The 585-nt window shown below is 51.5% G+C and carries 1 protein-coding gene and 1 pseudogene; one reads left to right on the top strand and one right to left on the bottom strand.

What is annotated here, in order from left to right; translation table 11 throughout:
- Nucleotides 1–51: 51 nt before the first annotated feature.
- Nucleotides 52–231 (bottom strand): YoaH family protein, encoded by a 180-nt coding sequence (locus ACS8YF_RS19950; RefSeq protein WP_000457334.1) that lies wholly within the window; start codon nt 229–231, stop codon nt 52–54.
- A gap of 73 nt (nt 232–304) precedes the next feature.
- Between ACS8YF_RS19950 and pabB the strand changes: the two are divergent.
- Nucleotides 305–585, top strand: a pseudogene (pabB, locus tag ACS8YF_RS19945) (aminodeoxychorismate synthase component I); the annotation flags it as partial.

The following is a 585-nucleotide window of genomic DNA, read 5'->3' as shown; positions in this document are numbered from 1 at the left end:
ACAATCAAATGTTCATCGGCTTCTATAACGAAATCGATACGGATTAGTGTGTTACTCGTCTTCATCCTCAAAACGCGCCACGATTCGCTCGCCGGAGTGGTTGGCGCGCAGCTCTTCTGCCACCAGCGCGATTGCCTGGCCGCTGCTCATCCCTTGTGCCATCAGTTCCTGGATCCGCTCGACAGCTTTTTGCTGCTGTTCATGGGTGAGTGAAGGTAAACCTGCAAACATTGTTAACTCCTGCTAAATTGTTGGCGCTAATTATTTCATGCTACCCGGCACATAGCCAGTAGAGTCAGGACTGATGAAGACGTTATCTCCCGCTGTGATTACTTTACCCTGGCGTCAGGACGCCGCTGAATTTTATTTCTCCCGCTTAAGCCACCTGCCGTGGGCGATGCTTTTACACTCCGGCTATGCCGATCATCCGTATAGCCGCTTTGATATTGTGGTCGCCGATCCGATTTGCACTTCAACCACTTTCGGTAAAGAAACCGTTGTTAGTGAAAGCGAAAAACGCACAACGACCACTGATGACCCGCTACAGGTGCTCCAGCAGGTGCTGGATCGCGCAGACATTCGCCC

The sequence above is a fragment of the Salinisphaera sp. SWV1 genome, from assembly GCF_052044155.1.
Classification (GTDB): Bacteria; Pseudomonadota; Gammaproteobacteria; order Nevskiales; family Salinisphaeraceae; genus Salinisphaera.
This window is presented reverse-complemented; position numbering and strand designations above follow the sequence as displayed.